The following is a 23097-nucleotide window of genomic DNA, read 5'->3' as shown; positions in this document are numbered from 1 at the left end:
CAAGGAAGAAGCTGAAAACGCTGGGGTAGTTGCGCCGAAACGATTCGCGTTTCCGTCAATCGTCTTCCGGCCGCAGGAACAGGTTTAGCAATCCGGCAAAGGATCCCGCGCTCATATTCTGCGCTTCGTCCAACAACAATGGGATCGGGCTGGTCGGTTCGTGAGACGTATAATATCCCTTGACCGCGGCAATGCCCTTCATTGCGTCGTTCCTGTTTTCAATGACCAGAACGGAAAAGTCCTCGATATCACCCAGCTCATGGTCGCTCCCGTCATTCAGATCGATCAACCGATCGTTAGACAACTGCAGTCCGCTTGTACCAAGAATAAGAGAAACCTCGTCAAATCGGCGGGGCATCAGGATCTTCAGCGCATCAAGATAGGATTTGCCGACGAGGCCACGCGCTTCCCGGACGAGAAAAAGGGCAGGGTGGGACGGCTCACGCGCTGCAAAATACTCTTCCACCGCATCCAATATCAATTTTGCCTGAGCTGCGTTCTTAATGTCGGCAGGTCCGGAGGAAACCGGATCCTGGACGGCTTCCTGGCCGTCAGCTTCCTGCGCATCCTCGCTCGCCGCATCTTCAGGAGAAATTTTTCCGAGGCGGACATTCAACTCCCGACCTATGTCGCGAATGAGCGTGATCAGCTTTTCATAAGCCGGAGGACTGGCCTTTGCTTCGCTTTCCTTCAGCTTCTCCGTGCAAGCGTCCGCAATGCCTTGAAGATCGTCCGGCAATTCAGCCAGGTCAGTCAGAACTTCGTCAATGACCTCTTGTTCCAGCTCACCGGATGTAAGTGCGGCGTCGATTGCGCCGAGAGAAATTGTGTGTTCGTCCGCTCTTGCTGTCTCTTCGCCCAAAGCAATCTGAATGGCGCGATAGCTGATCGGTCCGCTGCGACGCGTTTTCAAAAGCGGAGCGGCTTCAAGAGGAAGTATCACGGTTGGCCGATTGTTTAGGGCTTCAAGAGCTCCAAGGCGTTCCATGTGGTCGAAGTCCGCATCGTCAGGGTTGACTTGCGTCCAATGGTTCTCAACCAGTTTTCGGATGATCCGCACTGCATTTGCAAAAACGTGAAGTTGCCCGTTGAGCAGGCCCAGTTGGCCCATCATCACCAACAGGCGCAGATCACGGGATTGCTTCAGAAATCCGTCCATCTGTTTGAAGAGATCGGTGAAGTCAATTTCTGAACGGTCGAATTCGCTGAACCGTTCAGGGAGCATTTCTTCGCAGGAATCCATGAGCGCAGCAAAGGCCGGCTCTGTATCGTAAAGGTCGGGTCCACAGCCGGCGCCGGGTGATACTTCGGTGCCGTAGACTTCCGGATCAAAATTCATGTGCGCTTCCCGGCCCAGACTTTTTGTTTTGGTCCGGCCGGATGTTGCGCCGGCCGGAAAAAGCTATTCTGCAAGTTTTTATTCGAGAACGAGCTTGCTCTCTACACGACGGTTGGCCGGGTCGTTGATATCGGCAACCTTCGGGCGCGATTCGCCATAAGCCACTGTCTTCAGGCGATTCTGGCTTACGCCGAGCGAAATCAGGAATTGCGTGACAGCCTGAGCCCGATCTTCAGAGAGCCGTTGATTGTAGGATATGGAGCCTATGCCGTCGGTGTGGCCTTCGATAACAAACTTTGCACCTTCCAGATCCGCAACATTTATGCCCTTGGCAAACTCGCGCAAGTTGGCCTTGGCAGCGTTGCTGAGACGCGCTGAAGCGTATTCAAAGGAGACAAGCAGATTGAACGCGTCATCGATTGCCTGTGTTTCCGGATCAACGACCAGCGTCTCTGCCGCATCTGTTTCGCCGGATCCTTCAGGTGACACCGCAACCTGACCGCCACCTTCACTGGAAGCATTCGGATTGCATTCATCACGGGTGCCGATACACAACGCGCGCGTAGCACCGGTCGGTTTCAAGGAGCGGGTTTTCAGCTGCTTGAAGTGTTTGCTGACTTCCTCTGCCGAATAAGTCGCGTCCTGAGCGACGGCGGGTTGGATGCCGCCCGGCAGAGGGATTAAGGCAAGTGCGAGCACACCTGCACATAAAGAATGTCTCAAGCCACCGCTCAGAAGCGCGTGGTTCAGCGATTGATTAGATTTCTGGGTCACGATTTCAATCCTCCCTTGTGGAGTGTTCGAACACAATTTCAAAATGGGCTTCGAATGGCATCGTGCCTTAACTTAAAGAATATGAGTGTGGCGAAAGTCACTAAAGTGCGGTTTGATGTCAGTATGTCTTTTTATCGTGATTTATCAAGAGCAGAGGTGAAATCTAAGCGTATTGAGCCGGATAAATAACAGTGATGAGCCTCGCCTAAGTTAGTAGACAATTGGGTAAGCCAGTCTAAAACGTTTGGGAACGCGGGGCGCTGTTTTTTGTATTTGCAACAATTGTGTTGTTGAGCACATTATTTTCGGCCGAAACGCCATAACTATCTGACGAACGGTGGCTCTACTGCTGCCTTAGTCAGGAACTTCTGTATTTCGAAGGAGAACTTCGTGGCCCAGGGACAACTAAAACAAGCGAATCGAATGGCCGAATTGAAATCGGTCTTCGGTCAAGACGAGCTTTCCGTTGTTACCGTTGAGTGCGACGAGGGCCTGAGCGATGATTTTGTGATCCGCCTGGAAGTGGTCAGCCAGGAGGAAGATCTGGATTTCGACAAAGCCATTGCCACGCATATGACCGTCAAGGTGGTCACGAACAATGGCGACACGCGCCACTTTGACGGACTTCTGACCGATGCCAAATGGCTTGGTCACCGCGACTCATATTATCGCTACAGGCTGACGTTGCGTCCCTGGTTCTGGCTTTTGACAAAAAATGCCAACTGCCGGATTTTCAAGGATAAATCAGCACCTGACATCATTTCAGAAGTGCTTGGTGAGCACGATTTCGCAGATCACCGAAAGAATCTGACCGAAAGCTACGACCCGATCCACTACTGCGTACAGTACCGGGAATCGGACTACGATTTCTGCTGCCGACTGATGGAAGAGTTTGGCATCTCCTATTTCTTTGAACATGAGGATGGCAAACACACCATGATCCTGGCTGACGCGAAATCGTCATACAGCCCGATCACAGGTGACAGCAGTATTCCGTTCATTCCGCTTGGTGGTGACAGTCAACGAGACAAGGAACACCTTTACCATTGGGTTCCGAGCCGTCGCTTTCGCACCGGCAAATTCGCGGTGAACGACTATGATTTTGAAAAACCGAGCGCCTCGCTCGAAGCAGATCGCGACGCGGGGTCTTCCTATAGAGCTGGGTCGCTTGAAAGCTATGATTATCCTGGTCGATATACCGAGAAGGACAAAGGCGGCACCTTCAGCAACATTCGCCTGGAAGCCGAGCAAGCTGCAGACAAGCGTATTGAAACAGCTGGGGAGGTTCCCCGCCTCTTCGCAGGCGGATTGTTCACTTTGCAGGATCATCCACACGGCCCGCAGAACCGCGAATACCTGGTTATCAGGGCCAGTCACCAGATCATTACAGAACAGTACCGTTCGGGTGGCGGCGGCTCTCAGGGTGAAGCCTATACGGGCACCTATGATGTGCTGTCGACAGATATTCCTTTCCGAACTCCGGCTGTTACTCCGAAGCCGCGTATTCCCGGACCGCAAACTGCCAAGGTCGTGGGTCAGGGCGAAATCGATGTCGACGAGTACGGTCAGATCATGGTCGAGTTTCATTGGGATCGAGATAAGACACAGTCAAGACGCGTGCGCGTGGCGCAGGTCTGGTCCGGAAAGAACTGGGGCGGCATCTATATCCCGCGCGTAGACCAGGAAGTGATCGTGCAGTTCCTGGAAGGCGATCCAGACCAGCCGATCGTAATCGGCACCGTCTATAACGCCGACAACATGCCCCCGTATTCCTTGCCTGGCGAAAAGAACAAGGCCGGCATCAAGTCAGACTCGACAATGGGCGGAGGCGGCTACAACGAGTTTGTGCTCGATGATTCCAAAGGACAGGAAGAGATCGGAATTCATGCGCAAAAAGACATGAATACCGTCATTGAGAACAACGAAACTCTTCACGTCAAGAACTGCCGTGACACCAAGATCGATGTCAACAGAACCGAAAAGGTCGGCATGAACACGACCGAAGAGATCGGCATGGTCTGGAAGGCGAAAGCCGGAATGATGATCGAGTTTGAAGTCGGTGCGAGCAAGATCACGATGACCCCGGCAATGATCAACATCAAGTCTCCGATGATCAATATCGAGGCCGATGCGATGTTGAACGCCAAAGGCACTTTGACCACGGTCACCGGAAGCGCATTCTTGACGCTGAAAGGTGGACTTGTTCTGATCAATTAATGCCATTGAACGCACAACGGGAAAAGAAACGGAGTTGGGCTGATGGGATCTCGTATCCGCTTCACGAAAGCCAAGCAGGTATTTGAAACTTATCCTGGATTGTCCGATAATGTTGTCGAACCAACATCGGATGTCGCGCCGCAGGACTATGTGCGAGCATTGCAGGAAAGCGAAAGCCCGCTCACGTCAATCTGCTATTTTGCGCATACTTTGCCGAAACGAGAGTCCGTCTGGTGGGGAATGAAATGCGTTTCAGGCCTCGGTGCGGTCAAGACTGACGCCGACAGGCACATATTGGAGCTATGTGAACACTGGGTTCGTGAAGGCGACGAAGAAGCCCGATCGGCGGTCCAAGCAGCTGCGGAAGCTGCAAAGCCTGACAGTGCCGCAGTATGGATCGGAATGGCCGCTGGATGGTCCGGTGGATCACTGTCGCCAAATCCCGATCACCGGGTTGATATGCCGGCTGATCTGACGGCCAAGGCGGTGAATGCTGGCATCATGATCGCTATGGGATTCGTCGAGCCGTCGAATCGCGATAATGCTCTCGATACCTGCATTTCTGCGGGACTGTCGTTTGCCGAGGGCGGGGCGATGCCAACAGTCAGCCTGCGTGAACCGGCAGTATTGTAAATTATATTGGAAGGTCCGGTGGGCATGCGTATCACGCTGCAGATTGAGAATGTTGATCGGCTGGAAACCGGGGGGCAGGTATCCTATAGCTGCGCGGACCGCGGTTTCGATATCGGCCGACACGAACATCTTGATTGGAGCTTGCCCGATCCTCAACGCGTCATCTCCGGAAGACATTGTGAAGTACGATATGAGGGCGGACAATATGTTCTTTACGACGTGTCAACCAACGGTACGTTCTTGAACGGCAGTCCAAACCGCATGGACAAGGAACACGTCCTGCGCCCTGGCGACAAAGTAATGATTGGCGACTACATCGTTGTTGTGTCGCTTGATGTTGATGAGAGCCATGGAAGCATGGCGAGTGTTTCACCAAATCCGGCCCCACCACAATGGCAAGCTCCACAGCCCGCAGCACCTGCAATGCCGGATCCGGCCTGGCCATCGGCCCCGCCGGCCCACCAGCAAGCGCCTTATCCGGTCGAGCAACAAGGTGGCCCGTGGGCGTCCAGCCCGGCTGGTATGGAGGGACGACACGCTCCGCCGTCTTCCGCGCCAGGCATAGGCACACCGGCCGATGACGTTTGGAGCCGACAGGGGCACGGCTGGGGAAGCGCCGACCCATCTCTCTATGATCCACACGCAAGAGCGCCCGAACCAGAGCAGGTGCGGCCTGCACTTGCCGATCCTATGGATCACCTGGCCGATCAACCGCATTTGAACCGACCGGAAATGGCCGCCGCCACTCCCGCCTTTCCGCAGCAGGATGCGCCACAATCGGATCTCGGCAGTTCGCCCTTTCCAGCTCTGAGCGACGGAGAGGCTGGAGCTGAAGACGAAAAACCGCTTTTCAACATGCCAGATCTCGGGCGATCTGATGCTGAAGTAGAAACGCCTCAGGCGCCACCTCCGCCACAGCCTGAACCCCAAACGGACGCACCTTTTCCAGAAGCTCCGGATTGGGCGGCTGCGCAAATCGTTGAAAAAGCCGCCAGCGCAGAAGAAACAGCGCCCGAAACAATTCCAGAAGCATCGAAGGCTGATATGCCGGTTGCCCCGGCAGAGCAGCCGGAGGAAACTGTTTCAGAGCCGATTGTTGACAAATCTGCGCTGCGCGCAGCACCCGAAGTTTCGGTCAATTTTATCAAGGCCTTCGCAGAAGGGGCTGGCATTCCTGAAGACGCTCTGCAGGGCAGGGACCAGGAAGCATTTGCCCGAGAGCTCGGTGTCATCATGCAAGGCATTACGAGCGACCTGATGGGGCTGCTGCAAGCACGCAGTCAGGTCAAAGCCATGACGCGCAATGCCAATCGAACCCTGATCAGTCGGAGCGGCAACAACGCGTTGAAGTTTTCGCCGACACCTCAGATGGCGCTGCAGACAATGCTGTCTCAAGGCGCTGAGGAGAACGGGTATTTGCCGATGGACCGCGCGATGACTGCCGCGTTCAAGGACATTCAGAAGCATCATGTTTGGACCTACGCCGCGATGCAAAAGGCCGCGGCAAGATTTGATGAAACGCTTTCGCCCAAGGCCATCGAAGCTGAAGGTCAGGTGGCCAAAAGTACTTTTGGAAATCAAAAGGTGAAACTCTGGGAGCGCATGCAGGAGCGCTGGACCTCTTTGTCCGGTGCTTACGACGATGGTTTGGTCGGTGTGTTCACCCAGTATTTCACTGAGAGCTATGAAGAACTGACAAGTGAAGATCCGGAACAAAATTCCGGACTGTGATTGAATTGATTTTTTGCTTTGCGTTCAATGAGTATGAGCGCTGAAAGAGTTAAGGGAGCAGAGCCTTAATGTCGTGGTATAGCAAGGTTGCATGGACCGAAGGCTTGTTTTTGCGGCCGCACCACCTTCAGCAGAGCGACCGTTACGGGGAGCATCTGCTTGATGAACGGGTTCGGCTGGCGTCCCCTTATCCCTGGGGTTTCTCGGAGATCGAAATTGACCAGGATGTCGGCCAGCAATGCCGCTTTGCTCTTCGATACGGACGCGGGATATTCCCCGATGGTACGGTTTTTAACTTTCCAGCAGACGGAACACCGCCACCGGCGATAGACGTCCCGGAAGATGCGGCGGGACAGATCGTCTGGCTCGGAATTCCTGAGACAACAGTCAATGCGGTTGAAGTTGCAAGTGGCCGTGACGATGCCGCCACGCGCTACATCCAGGGCCGCGAGACTATCATCGATTCCACATCTGCTATCCGGCAGGAGGAAGAGATAGATGTTGCGCATCCAAGGTTGATGTATTCGATCAGATCAACTCCCCATCCAGGACATGTCTGCCTGCCGGTTGCACGGATCACGGAGATCAAGGATCGTATCGTCATAACCGACGGCACATTTGCGCCGCCCGTACTGGCTTGTCATGTGCATCCCGCGGTTACGGGGTGGATCGATTCCGTGATTGGTTGGGTTGAGCGTAAATTGAGCGAACTCGCTCGTTATGCAGCGGATACGTCAGCTGGTGGCGGATTGCAGAATTTCGACTATCTGACCTTGCAGATGCTGAACAGGATCCATCCGATGCTGATGCATCTGCGTAAGTCGGCCTATATCCATCCAGAGCGGCTTTATGCGGAGTTCCTCCAGATTGCTGGCGAACTCGCAACCTTCGCAACGGAGGAGCGCCGAGCCCGCAACTATCCCGTTTACGACCACGACAAGCTGCATGAAATCTTCAAACCGGTGTTGTCTGATATCCAGGCGTTCCTGTCGGCAGGTTACGATCGCCGTGCGATCAGGCTTCCTCTGGAACAATTGGCTCCGAACGCCTTCAAGTCGACGATCGTCGATCGAAACCTGTTCTCGCAGGCGAGTTTTGTCATCGAAGTGGCTGCCCGTCGTCCGCTCACCGAGATCCAGAGCGAGTTTCCGAAACTGTTCAAGGTAGGCCCCTTCGGCCAGATGCGGCAGATTGTTTATTCCAACTTGCCGGGCATTCCGCTAATTCACATGCCGGTTCCACCTGCACAGATCCGGGCGTTGACGGATCGCGTCTATTTCAGGCTCGATAAGACGACGCCACTTTGGCGTGAGTTCAGCCAGGATTCGGCAATCGGTCTGCAATTCTCGGGCAACTGGCCGGATTTGCAGCTTGAATTCTATGCCATTCGGGAGGGCCGTTGATGGCGGATAACGACGATCCCTTTGGCGTTTCCAAACGTAAGGGAAAAACCATCGTCCGGCCCAATCCCGGGGGACGATGGAGTGAGACACAGCAAGGTAGCCCACCCGGGCAGCCGGGCCAGCCACCACAAGCGCCTCCAGGCCAGGTGCCGCCGCAGGCGCCGCCACAAGCGCGTCCGGGCGGCGCTCCTGATCCTTGGCAGGGAGGTCCAGGTTCCGGGCCAGATCCCTATGCACCGACACCAACCGGCTATGAATACGGGCAACAACAGGCTCCGGACATCCGGACGCCTCCACCCCAACAACCTCAGCATCCGGTGCCGCCGCAACAACCGGCTCCTCCGCCGGCTGGAACGCCGGCGCCCGTAGCCGTCCAGTTAGAACACACTCCCGACATCAATGAGATCCGTGTTGCAAACCGCAATCCGATTTCAAGGGCTGCAGCCCCGCTGCTTTTGTTGCTGGGACGCTTGCATCTGACTATGACGGACGCCCAGTTCGATGCATTGATGCGCGATGTCTACAATTCCATCAAGACGTTCGAGAAGGACCTCAGAAACGCCGGCATAACGGACGATCAAATCCAGTCCGCAGCCTACGCCTTGTGTGCGACATCCGACGACATTGTCCAAAACCTACCCTCTGCCGGTCGGCATCAATGGACGCAGTATTCCATGCTGACCCAGTTTTTCGGTCAGGCCACCGGTGGTGTCGAATTCTTCCAGCTTTTGGAAAAGGCAAAGCAGGACCCGGGCCGAAACTTTGGCGTTCTTGAGGTCATGCATTCATGCTTGTCCCTCGGTTTTTACGGAAAGTATCGCGCAATCCAGGGCGGTCAGCAGGGCCTTGAGCGTGAACGCCGGGATCTGCATGAAATATTGCGGCGTGTGAGACCACGACCTGGTGACGACCTGTCTCCACATTGGCGAGGGCTTGAACTGCTTCAAAGGCGCACGGGTTTTTCCATCCCTATCTGGTCGGTTGCAGCTGTTGCCGGCGCGTTGCTGCTTGGAGGATATGTGACGCTCATGCTGCTGTTGGCAAGCGGCAGCGAAGTGATCGCAAGTCGCGCAACGGCGCTCTACCCAACAGGACCTGTTGAACTCGCCCGCGAGGGCTATCAACCGAAGCCACCGCCTGCACCGGAGCCACCGGCAGATTCGACCATAGACACGGTCTCGGAACAATTGGCCGGTTTGGAGGGCGTCGAAATTCAGCAAGCGGGCCCCGCGATCATGTTGCGCATGCGTGCTCAGTTTGACGTGGCGGCGGCCACGTTACGACCCGAGTTTCAGCTGTTGGTCGAGCAGGTCAGTCAGACGCTGGACGGTGTCGATGGTGAGATTCTCGTTGTCGGGCACACGGACAGCGATCCGATCCGGAACAATCCGAGATTTCCAACAAATTGGCACCTTTCGGTGGAGCGGGCCAAATCCGTTGCTGCAGTCATGCAATCCATTTTGCAGCAGCCCGACAGGGTGGCAGTGGAGGGGCGGGGCGCAGATGAACCGATTGCGCCCAACACAAGCCGTGACGGCAAGGCTCTCAACCGCAGGGTGGAAGTTTTCCTGAAACCGCCGACCAAAGGTCTGGTGATCAACAATTAGTCTCCGGGGCAACCGAATAACAAGGCTGTATAAATGAAATTCTGGCTCGGTATTACGGCAATTTTTATAGGCATTCTTGCCTTGATCGCCCTGATCTGGTTTGGCGGCCCGTTTTTGGCAATTGCAGGTGTTCGCCCCTTCGAACCACTGTGGGTACGACTGCTCCTAGCCTCGATCATATTGCTGACAATCGGTGGCTGGCAGGTTTATCGGATCTACAAACGTGTTGCGGCCAATCGCGCACTTGAGCAGGAAATCCTTCAACCCAAGGCGAGCGACGAAGACATTCAGATCATGTCTGAACGCATGAAGGATGCCCTCAAGACGCTTAAGTCAGCCAGTGGTAACACGCGCACCTACCTTTACGACTTGCCCTGGTACTTGATGATCGGACCGCCCGGCTCAGGCAAAACCACTGCCTTGATGCATTCCGGATTGAAATTCGCCAACTCTCGCGGCAAGGGCGAAGCGCAAAAGCTCGAAGGACTGGGGGGAACACGCTACTGCGACTGGTGGTTCGCTGAAAATGCGGTTTTGATTGATACCGCAGGACGATACACAACTCAGGATTCCGACGAAGAGCATGATCGGGATGCCTGGTTGGGCTTCTTGAAGATCCTGCGAAAGGCGCGCCCGCGGCAACCAGTCAATGGCGTGATGGTGTCGATCAGTCTGGAAGACCTGATGACGCTGTCCGAAGCGGAGCTCAAACTTCACACGGACGCCATCAGAACCCGTCTGATCGAGCTTTACAAGACGCTGAAAATCGATTTTCCAGTCTATGTGATTTTCACCAAAGCCGATACCGTTGCCGGTTTCATGGAGTTCTTTGGCTCTTACCCGGAAAGCAGGCGCTCACTTGTCTGGGGCGCAACGTTCCAGACGCGCGAAAAGAACAAGAACATGGTCGCCGAAACGCCGGCGGAATTCGATCTTCTGATCGAGCGTTTGAACGAGGAAATGGCGGATCGCCTGCAGGAAGAACCCGACCCGCGTGCCCGCCTGATGCTCTATGGCTTTCCGACTCAGGTGGCCGCGCTCAAGGACCGCATCACAGGCTTCCTCAATGCCATTTTCGAGCCGAGCCGGTATTATCCGAACGCCGTCCTGCGAGGCTTCTATTTTACATCTGGCACCCAGACCGGCACGGCAATCGACCGCGTGATTGGCTCAATGAGTCAGGCGTTTGGTACTGCGTATCAGCAGGCTGCTCTATCGGGTCAGGGAAAGAGTTATTTCCTGCGAGACCTGCTGACGAAGGTTATCATCGGTGAAGCTGGCTGGGTTACCCACAATCGACAAGTGGTGCGGTGGGCAACAGCTACCAGGATTGCCGCTTATTCTGTGATCGTACTGGCAACGCTAGGTCTCGGCAGTATTTGGACAATCAGCTATTTCAACAACAAGGCTCTCATTGATGAGACTGCCAAGGCGGTCGCAGCTGTGCGGGCGGAAGGCGAGGGCGTCCTCGATCAACGTATCGTGCGCGATGATAGCCTGCGCGACACAGCTTATATCCTTTCTCTCTTGAGAGGGTTGCCGGCTGGCTACGACACCCGGGATGACCCGACACCGATGATGGAAAAGTTCGGTCTCAGTCAGCGGGAGAGACTGCAAGCTGCAGGTATCACATCCTATCGAAGCGGATTGGAAAGGCTGCTCCGGCCGCGTCTGTTGCTGCGAATTGAAGAACAGATGACCGATGTCCTGGACAACCGAACGGCTCCGGGCGGTGAAGCCATTGATCAGCTTTATAATCTGACCAAGCTTTACAGGATGGTTGCAGGCGATGCGCCTGAGATTGACAAGGACCAGATCAAAAATTCCTTCCGCGCAGACTTCCTGCAAAGTTTCCCCGGTCCGCAAGGTGAAGTGCTGCGCAACGAACTCAACACTCACGTCACTGCGATGTTGGATTTGGATTTCGGTGGCAACGTCATGACGGACCAGTTGGACGGTGTGCTGGTGGCCGAAGTGCAACGTGAATTGGCACGCGTCAGCCTCGCTGAACGCGGCTATGCTTTGCTGAAGTCACGCGCGAAAGGCCTGGCCAGCGACAATTGGGTTGCCGAGCAGCGCGGCGGACCGGACATGGTGACAGTGTTTGAAACCGTCAACGGAGACACTTTGGACACCGTCGCTGTCGACAAGTTTTTCACTTACCCAGGTTTTCATCTTTCCGTGTTGCCGAACCTGGCAGGAATTCGGGAAGAACTGGAACGAGACAAGTGGGTCTTTGGCGACATTAGTGAGGCGAATGCCTTCTCCGACCAATATCAGTCGCTTCCCAGTGAAATTCTCGGCCTCTACACCAAGGACTTCATCGAAGCCTGGGAAGAAGCCCTGGGAAATCTCAAGTTCAAGTCAATGCGGGCTGACAAGCCGCTTTATACGACATTGCAGGCAGTCTCCGCGCCGACCTCTCCTGTCGTCCAACTCCTGGAAAGCATACGAAACGAAACGTCGCTGACACAGGACCTGGCCAGTCAATCTCTCGCAGATGCGGTGTCCAGCGGCAACGCAGCGGATGCGGGAGCGGATGCGGCGCAAAAAGTGTTCCAGCGTTACGTATTCGATGCGGCTGGCGGATTGAAGCGCATCGGAATTGAGGCAGGGTTGAAGGTCCTTGCCCCCGGCGGCATCGCAAATGCCGTGGGCGGGTCAGGTGGCAACAGTGGTCCGACTATCATTCCAGGCAAGGCCATTGAAGATCATTTCCGGCCTTATCACGTGCTCGTTGAAGGTGAAAACAGCCGCAAGATCGATGCCTTGTTGCTGAATTTTAAAAATATTCTGGACAATCTCCTGGTTGTTGCCAACAACCCGCTTCAAAGCGAAACCGCAAACTCAAATGTCCAGATTCAGGCATCGCTGCTTCGGAGCAATGCCACGCGTTTCCCCAATCCGTTTGATCAATTGATCCTGCAGTCGGCCAAGGAATTTGATGAGGAGTTCAAGGAAACGTCGATTACCCAACTGAATGAAAAACTGAAGTCGCAAGTCGTTGAACAGTGTCGGCAGATCGTTGGCAGAAACTATCCGTTCTCCAATGGCCGCTCCGAGGTGCCGATGACGGAATTTGCAAAGCTGTTCTCACCGTCAGGCATCATGCAGCGGTTTTTCGACGAAAACCTGAAACCGCTGATAGACACCACTTCGAGACCATGGAACTGGAAACCGGAGGTCTCGCAGGCAGACCGGCTTTCCAATGCTACGCTGCGCCAATTCGAACGGGCAGACCTCATCAAGCAGGCCTTCTTCCCGACTGGCAACGCATTTCCTTCAGTTGGTCTTCAGGTTGTTCCAAGGGCATTGTCGCAACAGGCTGATGCTGCCAGTTTGGAGGTAAATGGCAACCTTGTGCTGGTTACGCGCGGCCCAGGGTTCAATGCAGATATTGAGCCGCTTCCAGCCAGCTTCGATTGGCCGAGCAACACGGCGACGCCAAGAGTTGTTCTGGTGATACAGCCTGAAGTGCCAGGGTATCGCTCACGGCAGGAAATCCACGGGGATTGGGCGTTTTACCGCTTTGTGAGGGCCAATCGGGTCAGTTCAGGTCAGAACAAGTTTGTCATTCGGAAAACGCTCGGTGGCCGCCAGGTAGCCTTTACGGTGACACTGCGTTCCAAGCCCAATCCGTTCTTTTTGTCTGCTGTTGGAGACTTCAGCTGCCCCACGAGCTTCTAAGCGAATGGGGGCCGGGTATTTTGGAAAACTGGCAGCAAGGGCGGACTTTGTGACCGCAAACTGCCCAGCCGGTTTCATGAGACTGTGGGAGCCCTTTCTGATGAAGGGGCTGGCGCAGTCACGGCTGGATTTAATAGAAGCCTGGGAGGAGGCCTATATGACCATGCCGGTCTGGCGGTTCTGGTTGACGCCGGCTCAGGAAGGCAGTGAACTGGGCGTTGCCGTTGCCGGCGCGTTCATGCCGAGCATTGACAAGGTTGGGCGCGAGTTTCCACTTACCGTGGTCGCCCCGACCGGAACCGGTTTGAATGGATCTCCCAATAGCGATTGGTATGACAATGTCGAGGATCTGCTCCTAAAGACCCTTGAAGAAGAGGCGACACTTGAAGCGTTTCAATCTGGCGTCAAGAATCTTGAAGCACCGGTCGATCTGAACAACGTTTTCCATGGGGTGGACCAGGTTGCACTCGATGCAGCGCCAGACACCGGAGAACATCTGTTGTCGCAGTTTCGCTGTCAGGCCGGAGACCGGCCCATTGAGTTCAGCTGTCGGGGACTGCCGGACGCAGGCGCATTCCGATGGCTCATTTTGCCGGAGCAGCACAAGGCTGAAAGTGGGCAAGAAAAAGCGGCGGGGGAAAATCATGGGCGATATCATCCGGAGGATCATCGAACATGACCGAAAAAACACAAGGAGCCCTTAGAAGCTTCGCGGTCGGACAGACACATGTAGGACGGGTGCGGGAGGAAAACGAGGACGCTTATCTGGTTGATGAAGGGAAGGGTGTCTTCGCCGTAATGGACGGGGCCGGGGGCATGCATTGCGGTGCCATGGCATCTGGTCTGGTGAAGGAAGCACTCACAAGTATCACGCTTCCGCGCAGCGCTGAGGACCTTCTTGAACAATTCGAAGGCCGGTTGATTGTTGCAAAGGACAGAATAGAGCGGGCCTCAGCCAAAGCCGACGGTGCTGCGATGGGGACGACCATTGTCGCTCTATTGACCTATGCGGGTGCATTTGCCTGTCTTTGGGCAGGTGACAGTCGGGTCTATCGATTTCGAAACGGAATGCTGGAGCAGCTGACGACAGATCATACTGAGGTTCAGGAGCTCGTCGATCAGAATGTTCTGACCGAAGAAGAGGCTCGAAACTTTTCTCGGCGCCATGTCATTACGCGTGCGATTGGGTCCGGCCTTGAACTGGAACTGGAATTGGTATCTGGAAATCTGAGACCCGGTGACCGTTTTCTGCTTTGTTCCGACGGCTTGACCGGTCATCTTGATGATGCGGTGATCAAGACAATGTTGATGAACGGTGCACCTGACATGACGGCTAGAAGCCTGATCAATGGCGCACTTGAGGGTGGCGGAAGCGACAATGTGACCGTCGTAATCGTGGATTTTGACCGCAATGTAGCGGTTTGAGGAGCAGCTGCTGATGAACCCGGCCGACAATTTGCTGCCGCAAGGAACGCGTCTCAACAATCTCTATGAGATTGAGGAGCACATTGCCGACGGCGGTATCGGAACGGTTTATCGCGCACGCGACGTGGAGAGCGGTGACCCCGTCGCGATCAAGGTTCTGCTTGCAAGCTTTTCCCGGGACACGATGATTGTCGACCTCTTCAAGAGGGAAGCCAAAATCCTCCGGAACCTCAAGCACGACGCTCTGACGCAATACTATGTCTTCGCCAAAGAACCGACTTTGGGCGTTTATTATCTGGCCATGGAGTTTGTCAGCGGTCCTTCGCTGCACTCGCGCCTGGAATCCGGGCCACTTGAACCTGAAGCGGTTTACAGGCTTGTCCAACGGCTGGCATCAGCGCTGCAGGCAGTTCACGACAAGGAAGTCATTCACCGTGATCTGTCTCCCGACAATATAATTTTGCAAAACAGTGATGTCGGGCAGGCAAAGATTATCGACTTCGGCATATCACGTGCCAATACCGGAGGACCAACGATCATTGGCGATGGCTTCGCCGGAAAGGTCAATTACGTCTCGCCGGAACAAGTTGGCATATTCGACGGCAAGGTCACTGCTCGCAGCGATATTTATTCCCTCGGTCTTGTGATTGCCGAGGCCTTGACGGGCAAGCAGATTGATATGGGAGGCACGCAGGCGCAGATCGTTGAGAAGCGCCGGATAGTTCCGTCACTAGATGGCATCGACAATCGTTTCCGACCGCTTCTTGAAGCCATGCTGCAGCCTGACCCGGCAAATCGTCCTGCCAGCATGGCTGAGGTCGCGGATTGGACACTGGGGGCGCCCATGGGCCGCCAGATGCCCGACAAGACGGTGATAAGGACTTCGACTCCACCACCGGAACAGTCCGCACTTGATCACGAAGCACCGCCAGTGAACTGGGGACGGCGTATTCTCGTCGCTCTGTCACTGCTTGGTTTTGCCGGACTTGGAGCAGGCGGTGTCTATTTCATCGTTGGGCAGTCGGTGCCCGATCAGGATCAAAAACCGGTTCTGGTTGCTCCGCCTCGCGACAATGCGCCAGCAGCGCCAACTTTGCCGACAAACCTGACACCAGATGATGGATCGTCTGGCGAAACCTCTGTGGAGGATCCATCGCCAACCACAAATGACGAAAAAAATACGGTTCCGGACATTCCCATACCTGAAAAACAAGACCAGCGCCCCTCGGTGAATGACAATGAAACGGACAACAAATTGCCGCCTCCGATCACGCCACAACAGGATCAGCCGCAAGAGACATTGAAACCCGAAGACAGAATTCGGAGCTTTGTCAGCAGTTACCAGGCAGGCGATTGCATGTATCTCCAGCCAGTCGAGATTGCGAGCCGCTCGGCAGAAATTGAAGGTTTTGCCTCACGGACACCGCCGTTTATCGCTTTTGACAGCGATTTCACGCAGTCCCAAGGATTTGAGGCCAAAATTCAGGTTAACTTGATCAGCGATGATCAGTGCCCGGCCGTGGCATTCCTCAGAGGCACGCCTGAGGGCAACGCCCAGACAGAACTTCATCTGGACATGCAGCGCACCGTCATTCCGAACGGAAGCAATATGGCAGGCCGAATTTCAGGCTATGATCCGGCGACCGGGGAACTCGGTTTGCTCTATGTCGGCAGCAAGGGCGAAGTGGTAAACCTGTCGCCATTCCTCCAGACGGACAATGGCGGGGCAGGGTTTGTTGTTCCTTTGAGCTTGAAAAGCGCAGTTGAAGAAACCGGCCTGGTGATTGCAATGGTCGGGCCCGATGTTGCGCAATCGCTTTCAAATCGATCCGAGAAACAGGCCTCAGCCTTCTTTGACAACCTCATGCAGGAGGTTGCGGTCTTGCGTGCAACTGCAACGACAGTCAAGGTGGTTCCGTAAGGGACTGTCGTTGATGAGTGTGAAGCTGTCGTGAAGCGCTATACAAAACCGATACATCTTCAGGAGCTGATCCCCCAGCGGAGAGCCGATTCTTCGTTGGCGCTTATAAATGTTGTCTTTCTTTTGCTGTTGTTTTTGCTGGTAGCCGGCACACTTCGCCCACCCTTGCCTGATGACTTTCAATGGGCCGAGACCGTAAATGACGAAGGGACCGGGAGCATACAAGGCAGCCTTGCTCTCGATAAATCGGGGGAGATCTGGCTCGACGGCAACAAACTGGAAGTGGACGAGCTAGCTCAATTTTTGAAGAGCAGGGTGGACGTATCCGACAAATTGACCCTGCAAATCGATCGACGCACCAAAATGGGCGATCTGACCGCACTTGCTGAGGAACTGAAAGCAGGCGGAATTCGAAAGATAACTCTTGTCACTATTGAGGCGGATGGCTCGTGACGACCGTCCTCTATAATCAGGATGGGCAATGGAGCATTCCCGGCTATATCTGGCCTGCCGTTTTGGGCACATCGCTGGCGGCACATGTTTCAATTGTTCTGTTTGGGTTGGAGGACTTTTCCTGGCAAGTTCAGGAGCCGTCGGTTCCGCCCGAAGCCGAAATTGTGCTTGAAAGCGGTGGTCTGGATTTTGAGGCTATTTCAGGCGTCACAATAGCCCCGCAAGACGTGATCGCTGCTGACAATGTGTCGGTCGTTCAACCGACGGAAATATCGCAACCTGTACTTCAACAGCCGCCTTCAATCATTTCACAGCCTGTTGAGAGTGCAGCTCTCAAGCCGGTTCAAACGCCGGCAGTGTCAGTACCCAGTTCATCCGCAGTATCCATCGCCACGGTTGACCCAAGCAACACGATTGTTGTTGAAGCTCAAGAAAGCATCGCACCAGAAGCTGCTACGCAGCCGGACGCCCAGACTAAACCAACAACGATTGAAAAAATCGACCCCAGTGTTGACGTTGTTGCAACCACAGTTCCTTCGACCGTCACCGAAGCTGTGGTACCAACGTCCCCAACAAGCACCGTGGTCTCGCTTGCACCTGTTACCGCAACGGATGTTGTTACACTGGCCTTAGTACCGTCACCCGTGAGTTCGGGGGCAAACGCAGCCACTGTCAATTCTGCGCCCGTTGCCGCACCGACTGGCGTTGTTACGCCTGTGACGGCGAATACAGTTGAGACAGAGGACGATGATGTCGTTGTGTCTACCGGGCCTTCGGTAGAGTTAACGGCACCTGTCACGGCTGTTACTCCTTCTCAAAGTGAAGCAATTGCCGTCACTTCAGCTGAAGCGCCTTCAACGCAAGCTGTGTCACCGCAAGTGTCTTCAGCCCAAGAAGGGGCAGCAAGCAGCACTGTTGTTCCCAGTTCGGTCACTGTCGCGACGCCTGCGTCTTCAGTTCAAACAGTACGACCGGCGGAACAACAATTCGCAGCCATTCGTCCTTCCGAAACGGAGCTTGCGGCAATTGCGCCAACCGAACCCCAGCAGTCTGCAATATCCGCATCGCCGCAGTCCTCAGATCCAACACCAAGTGTTCCGCCAGTTGAACTTGCCAGTATCGATCCGCTGGCTAAGGTCACGAATTATGTCGCTGATTACGATGCTGGAGAGTGCGCTCATCTTTCAGTGATGTCTGCAGGTACCGACACGGCGTCGGTAACTGCCTTCGGCGCAGGCATCGCGCCATTTGCAGTCTTCGACAAGAGTTTCGCGGCAAGTCAGGGTTATGAAGCCAATATCGAGTTGCGGCTCGTAACACGGCCCCAATGCGCTCTGCTGGATGCTATTGGATTTTCCCAAGGTATTGAGGCGGCGGGGCTTGTTGAACTTGAAAGGACCGTCGTCAAAAGCGGATCCAGTGTTTCCGGGCTGATTCAGCGCGACTTGCCGATCGAGCGGATTGCAGCTGCCGAAACTGCTGGCTTGGAACTGAATGGCAAGGGACCACCAGAAATCTACCTGATTGATGACGCCGGGAGCATTCATGACGGCCGAGAGTTCATACTGCCGGCTTCGAACGCTGCAACAGCTGGTGGCTGGCGGTTTGCCATTCCTGTTACGTTGATCTCCAGGGTCAATGAAGAAACGGCCTTGTTGCTGGCGATCTGGAACCGACCTAAAGACCGGCAGCCTGGCCGTTTCAGCAAACTTGGCGCAAACAGGATTGCCGAGGTGCTTGAAGCGCCGGGGGTTTATTCCTTGTCTGCCTTCAAGGTTCTACGTTGAAGCAACGGTTGAAAAACTGCCAGCGGTAAAGACGCCAGTCAAAAGCACTTCAAGAGCTGCCCGTTCTTTTTCCAACCGGGTCTCGAACCATGTCACCGCGACGGAAACTGGTATGGCGACCGCTAGCCCGCAAGCGGTGGTCAATAGGGCAACCCATATCCCACCGGCGAGTGTCGCCGGATTTGCCGCAGCCCCGGATTCCTGAAGCGTTTGAAAGGTATCGATCATGCCCAGAACTGTGCCGAACAGTCCCAGGAGCGGCGCAATCTGAGTGACCAAGTCCAGCGCTTTCAACCAGCTGGCCAGTGCGAAAAGGCGGTCCGCGGCACGCGCCGATATCTCTTCCCGCAAGCGTTCCTCGCGAATGTCCCGTTCTTGTGAGGCGAGTGGCTGCTGATCGAGCATCTGGATGGCATCCATCGCGTTGCGCACCAGGGCGGCTGACAGCGAGCGATCCTTGATAAGATTTTGAGCTGCCGTATTTCGCTCACCTGACCGCCACTGGGTCACCGCCTGGCGAACCATCCCGTGACGTCCTACGCGCGCGTTGGAAAACTGGAACACTTTTGCCAGAATTACGGCGAGCGCAGCGATTGAAATGGCCAGTAGTATGAGGACTACCGGTCCACCCAGCTCAAAAAGAGAAGAAAATGTATCACCCATAAAATGGTCGGGTCCCGTTATCGGCAGACAATCGCTCAGTCACCGAATTCAATCTCGGTGCGGTTTTTCAAGTCCAGCAAGTCCGGACAATAAACGTCAGTAATCGCCGACGGAACGCAATTCAGAACATCGTTTATGTGCAGCCTGGAAAGACTGTCACAGGCCTTGCCGGCAAGGTCGAATTGAAGAACCTTTGTTTTCCCGGCCGAAATACGAGTGAAATCAAGGCGCAAGAACTGATCGACTAGTCCATCTTTGTTGAAGGCGACCATTTCCAGGCCCAGTTGGTTCATCGGTCTTTCCAAACCATTGGTCGCGATTATGGAGAGACGGCACCCGCCATCCGCTGTCGGCTGCGTGTGGTTGAGCTCCAAGCCTATCTTTCCGCCGGTTTCCTGGGCATGAACAGGGCTGGCGAGGGCTACCCCCAATAGAATCAACACGGCAGTCCGAACAGTTTTTTGCATATACATACACCCCCCAAAATGACGCCCCGGTAAAACAGCCTGACCGGGTCTTTAAATCTTTAGATCCCATTCAGTCATAAGACAGCAGAACGGTCCAGTCTTCGGCTCCTCCGGTTTCGATCTGAAAAAAATCAGCTTCGATCAAACCGCGTTGCCAGCATTGGTCACCATCATACACAACGAATTTTTCTTCACGAATGCAAAGAGTGATGTCGCCGACAAGCCTGCCTTCACCGAAACCGTCTGCCACGTGAAGATAGTATCCGGCACTCTTGAGCGGTTCCTGCAGAACCTGACTGCAGGCGTTCGAGGTGATCGTCCACCAGCCTTCCGTTCTTATGCCTTCATCAGTTTCATAGCCGATCGCGACATTCACAAGGTCGACTGAGCCATTGCACACTCGCAAGCCTGCTTCCGCAGACCGAGGCAGAGCAAAGCACGCCAGACAGGCGAGCAAGCCGAGCAGAGTGTATTTGCATAAGTAGCATCGATCGCAATGTTCTGAGTTTTGTGCCTGCGACATCAAACGGTTACCAAGTTGCTTCTTCCAAGAACAACGCTACGGAAATGCGTGAACGGGGTCAAATCTGGGATTAGGATTGTACATTTTAAAAAGAATACGAGACATTGGTGCTTCAAGTGCCAACGAAGCTTGTAGAAATGCTGTTCATACAGACCCCGCTTGCTAAACGCAGGCGTATTCCGCTGACGCCTTTGATCGACGTGATCTTTATTTTGATCATGTTCTTCCTGCTGTCTTCCACCTTTGGCGTCTGGCGACCGCTGGACGTTGGTATTGGTAGCAGCACGGCAGAAAAGACAAATGATCAACTGATAAACACCGGCGCGCCTTCTGTTTTGATTCAAATCGGGCAAGGGGTTAGCGCCGAAGGAATGACAATTGTCGTCAATGGCAGCTCTCTGGAGCTTGTGGAGCTGTCGGCCGAATTGAACCGCTTGGCGGGGCTTGGAGCAGAAAGCGCAATTCTGCTTCCTGCAAAAGGTACCGAATTTCAGAGCGTGATCGAGATACTCGACGAAGCGCGCACATCCAATCTCAAGCGGATCAGTCTTAAATTGAACTGACGCAGATCTTTCAGAACCAACCCTGAAATGAATAGAGCCCGGCGTTCGAAGAAGCCGGGCTCTTTTGTCTTGGAGGACGCTTTATCAGCGGCCGATCGCGCCACCGATAATGCCACCGACAACGCCGCCGATAAACGCCGCGCCAGCCGGGTTTACACCGCCACCGTTGTTGCTGCGTCGTGTGGTCGTGGTGTTGTTGGTCCGACGGGTCGTTGTCGACCTGCTGGTGCTGCTGCGCGAAGCTGCTGCGGCTTGTTGCTTCTGCCGCACTTCTGCTTGATAGGCCGCATATTGAGCAGCGGTCTGGGTCGTCAGCAACGCATATTGCGCCGGTGTAAAGAAGCCGGTCGGAACAATGCCGTTGGCTGTCTGCCATCCAGCGACACCTGCGCGGGTTTTCGGACCGAAGGCGCCGTCCGGACGGCCCACGTCAAATCCCACAAGGTTGAGACGGGTTTGCACTTCACGACGAGCAGTCCGGTTCCAGCCAAGCGAAGACTCTGTAACCTGCGTGCCTGGAATTGCCTTCTGCGGGTCGGGCATGGTCGCGGCAACACCTGCTTGACCTGGAACAACCGTAGCACCTGGGTTGACCGCAGCTACCTGACTTCCGGATTGCAAACGCTTGATGCTGTTGCGGGCAAAGTTTGTGAACGTGCCATTCGGATAAGCTTCCAGGTACGACTGGTAGTCGTCGACCGTGTTGCTGGCCTTGGCCGTTTCCCAGATCAGCTTTTCACGCTCCCAGTCAATAGTGGACTGGGTGGTTGCAGCAACTGCTGATGTTGTTGCGACCGGCTGAGGCGTTGTCGTAGGCGTCGTGCCGAGAGATGCAACTTCAGTTGTCGGACCACTCGCCACAGATGCCTGCTTGTTGAGAAACACTTCGCCAATCAGGGAAGCATTGACCCAAGGACGCTGACGCTTTTCCGTTTCCTGATAAACGTCTCCGGTAACGCGAGTCATGACGGTCTGGATCGACGCGTTCGGGGTGTCGATATGCCGGATCAAAGCAGACGTGAACGGCGAGTTTGCGCCTTCACCGTCAAGAGCCACATCGCCGGGGCTGGTTGCAAAGGCGATAACCGAACCTTCACCACCGGTTTCTTCCATCTTGATTTCCGCAAGACCTTGGCCAACGCTGCCTGAGCGGGTCGGACCCATGCGCCGAGAAAGCGTGCGTGCGAGCGGGTTGTCGCGACAGGCGTCAAGGAACACCATCTGCACTTTCACGTCCTTGGACATCTGGCGCATTATGAAGTCGACCGTGATGGTTTCGAAATCCAGTGACGTTTCGTCTTCAATCGTCGCGTCAATTGGAACAAGGTGGTTTTGGCCGCCCACCTGCAGGCCATGCCCTGCATAAAACAGGATCGCGATCTCTGCGCCATAAGCCTTCTTTGCGAAGTTCATGACGGATCTGCGCATGTCGGTGTAGGTCTGATCCTGACCCGCAACGACATCAAATCCCAGGCTGCGCAGTTTGGCAGCCATCTGCTCTGCATCATTGGCTGGATTGGGTAGGGGTACTGTGTGTTCGTATGCGCCGTTGCCAAGAACCAGGGCAACACGCTTCGCGAGTGCCGGAGCTGTCCCTGCGATCAGTATTGCCAGCACGGCGATCATTCGTGTGAACATTTCAATGTCCTCTCGTCGATCTTAGGTTGCCTGTCGGGTGAGCCGATCTTATTTTCGAGGTCTTCGTCCTCTTGAAAGAAGACGTACCCCCTTTGGCAATTCAATTCTGTAATAGACGTCACAGGAACTGGCATTCCGAGTTCCCCAACCCCTGCACGCGGGAGCCTGCTTGTTTCAAATGGAAAAGCTCCCTGGAATCCAGGAACGACTATAGACAATCAAGTTGGAGAACGCCACGATTGCACGCACAATTTACCAGCAAAATT

The 23097-nt window shown here is 54.8% G+C and carries 18 protein-coding genes; 12 read left to right on the top strand and 6 right to left on the bottom strand.

All coding sequences use genetic code 11. The annotated features are described in order from the left end of the window. Positions 1-55: 55 nt before the first annotated feature. Positions 56-1339: a type VI secretion system ImpA family N-terminal domain-containing protein gene (locus tag Q0835_RS24380; RefSeq protein ID WP_298965161.1), complete on the bottom strand. Its 1284-nt coding sequence runs from the start codon at positions 1337-1339 to the stop codon at positions 56-58. A 78-nt stretch (positions 1340-1417) separates the two neighbouring features. Further along, the gene (locus Q0835_RS24375; protein ID WP_298820730.1) at positions 1418-2113 is read right to left on the bottom strand and encodes an OmpA family protein; all 696 of its coding nucleotides are present in this window, start codon (positions 2111-2113) and stop codon (positions 1418-1420) included. Between the two features lie 423 nt (positions 2114-2536). Here Q0835_RS24375 and tssI point away from each other — a divergent pair, with 423 nt between their 5' ends. The 11 genes from tssI (at position 2537) to Q0835_RS24320 (ending at position 18977) form a co-directional block, all read left to right on the top strand. Then, the gene (tssI, locus tag Q0835_RS24370; protein WP_298820727.1) at positions 2537-4330 is read left to right on the top strand and encodes a type VI secretion system tip protein TssI/VgrG; all 1794 of its coding nucleotides are present in this window, start codon (positions 2537-2539) and stop codon (positions 4328-4330) included. A gap of 42 nt (positions 4331-4372) precedes the next feature. Then, the gene (locus Q0835_RS24365; RefSeq protein ID WP_298965158.1) at positions 4373-4963 is read left to right on the top strand and encodes a hypothetical protein; all 591 of its coding nucleotides are present in this window, start codon (positions 4373-4375) and stop codon (positions 4961-4963) included. 24 nt (positions 4964-4987) lie between these two features. Next, positions 4988-6694: a type VI secretion system-associated FHA domain protein TagH gene (tagH, locus tag Q0835_RS24360; protein ID WP_298965155.1), complete on the top strand. Its 1707-nt coding sequence runs from the start codon at positions 4988-4990 to the stop codon at positions 6692-6694. A 68-nt stretch (positions 6695-6762) separates the two neighbouring features. Then, on the top strand, positions 6763-8097 hold the full coding sequence (gene tssK, locus Q0835_RS24355) for a type VI secretion system baseplate subunit TssK (RefSeq protein ID WP_298820721.1): 1335 nt from the start codon (positions 6763-6765) through the stop codon (positions 8095-8097). Continuing rightward, a complete protein-coding gene (gene icmH, locus Q0835_RS24350) occupies positions 8097-9704 on the top strand; it encodes a type IVB secretion system protein IcmH/DotU (RefSeq protein ID WP_298965153.1) in 1608 nt (535 codons plus the stop codon). Before tssK ends, icmH begins: the two co-directional genes overlap by 1 nt. Before the next feature lie 33 nt (positions 9705-9737). Continuing rightward, positions 9738-13391, top strand: a complete 3654-nt coding sequence (tssM, locus tag Q0835_RS24345) for a type VI secretion system membrane subunit TssM (RefSeq protein WP_298820717.1) — start codon at positions 9738-9740, stop codon at positions 13389-13391. 4 nt (positions 13392-13395) lie between these two features. After that, positions 13396-14070, top strand: a complete 675-nt coding sequence (tagF, locus tag Q0835_RS24340) for a type VI secretion system-associated protein TagF (RefSeq protein WP_298965152.1) — start codon at positions 13396-13398, stop codon at positions 14068-14070. After that, positions 14067-14816, top strand: coding sequence for a protein phosphatase 2C domain-containing protein (locus tag Q0835_RS24335; RefSeq protein ID WP_298820712.1), 750 nt, complete (start codon positions 14067-14069; stop codon positions 14814-14816). The genes tagF and Q0835_RS24335 overlap by 4 nt, the downstream gene beginning before the upstream one ends. A gap of 13 nt (positions 14817-14829) precedes the next feature. Continuing rightward, positions 14830-16737, top strand: coding sequence for a serine/threonine-protein kinase (locus tag Q0835_RS24330; RefSeq protein ID WP_298965150.1), 1908 nt, complete (start codon positions 14830-14832; stop codon positions 16735-16737). A gap of 30 nt (positions 16738-16767) precedes the next feature. Then, positions 16768-17190 (top strand): biopolymer transporter ExbD, encoded by a 423-nt coding sequence (locus tag Q0835_RS24325; protein WP_298820709.1) that lies wholly within the window; start codon positions 16768-16770, stop codon positions 17188-17190. Further along, entirely contained in the window at positions 17187-18977 is a 1791-nt protein-coding gene (locus Q0835_RS24320) for a hypothetical protein (protein ID WP_298965149.1), read from the top strand. Before Q0835_RS24325 ends, Q0835_RS24320 begins: the two co-directional genes overlap by 4 nt. Here Q0835_RS24320 and Q0835_RS24315 read toward each other — a convergent pair. From Q0835_RS24315 to Q0835_RS24305, 3 genes are all read right to left on the bottom strand, one after another. After that, on the bottom strand, positions 18969-19640 hold the full coding sequence (locus Q0835_RS24315) for a MotA/TolQ/ExbB proton channel family protein (protein WP_298820704.1): 672 nt from the start codon (positions 19638-19640) through the stop codon (positions 18969-18971). The genes Q0835_RS24320 and Q0835_RS24315 overlap by 9 nt on opposite strands. Positions 19641-19675: 35 nt before the next feature. Further along, positions 19676-20107: a hypothetical protein gene (locus Q0835_RS24310; RefSeq protein WP_298820702.1), complete on the bottom strand. Its 432-nt coding sequence runs from the start codon at positions 20105-20107 to the stop codon at positions 19676-19678. Between the two features lie 70 nt (positions 20108-20177). Continuing rightward, positions 20178-20630 carry a DUF1036 domain-containing protein gene (locus tag Q0835_RS24305; RefSeq protein ID WP_298820700.1) on the bottom strand — a complete coding sequence of 151 codons (453 nt, stop codon included), beginning with the start codon at positions 20628-20630 and terminating at the stop codon, positions 20178-20180. 116 nt (positions 20631-20746) lie between these two features. Here Q0835_RS24305 and Q0835_RS24300 point away from each other — a divergent pair, with 116 nt between their 5' ends. After that, entirely contained in the window at positions 20747-21193 is a 447-nt protein-coding gene (locus Q0835_RS24300; RefSeq protein ID WP_298965148.1) for a biopolymer transporter ExbD, read from the top strand. Between the two features lie 84 nt (positions 21194-21277). Here the strand turns inward: Q0835_RS24300 and Q0835_RS24295 are convergent, their stop codons facing one another. Then, positions 21278-22831 (bottom strand): caspase family protein, encoded by a 1554-nt coding sequence (locus tag Q0835_RS24295; protein WP_298965147.1) that lies wholly within the window; start codon positions 22829-22831, stop codon positions 21278-21280. Positions 22832-23097 lie beyond the last annotated feature (266 nt).

It is taken from the genome of uncultured Roseibium sp. (assembly GCF_947499295.1).
Classification (GTDB): Bacteria; Pseudomonadota; Alphaproteobacteria; order Rhizobiales; family Stappiaceae; genus Roseibium.
Note: the sequence above shows the minus strand (reverse complement) of the source record. Positions and strands in the feature narration are given on the sequence as shown.